At 44.6% G+C, this 276-nt stretch carries 1 protein-coding gene; it reads right to left on the bottom strand.

The window, feature by feature from the left end:
* Window positions 1–276, bottom strand: a 276-nt coding sequence (locus AAEY78_RS12950) for a cbb3-type cytochrome c oxidase subunit I (protein WP_352339723.1), incomplete at both ends; no start/stop codon positions are given.

The raw sequence follows: 276 nt of genomic DNA, 5'->3' as shown, positions 1-276 counted from the left end.
GAAATACTCATTTCCCGTGATCTCAGCCAATCTTGAATAGGGCACCAACAAATAACCCAACACTGTGAGTGTGGCAGCAACTGCAAATACCCAGAAAAGCAGGATAGCGAGTTTAGGGCTATACAATTCGGTTTCAGACTCTTCGGGAACAAGGAAATAAGCGGCACCCATAAAGCCAAATAATAGCCAAACGATGAGTAAGTTAGTATGCACCATTCGAGCAACGTTAAAGGGAATGATCCCCGCGAGAAAATCTCCTACGTCATATTGCAAGCC

The organism is Psychrobacter sp. 16-MNA-CIBAN-0192 (assembly GCF_040309565.1).
GTDB lineage: Bacteria > Pseudomonadota > Gammaproteobacteria > Pseudomonadales > Moraxellaceae > Psychrobacter.
The sequence above is the reverse complement of the archived record's forward strand: the minus strand, read 5'-3'. Positions and strand labels throughout refer to the sequence as shown.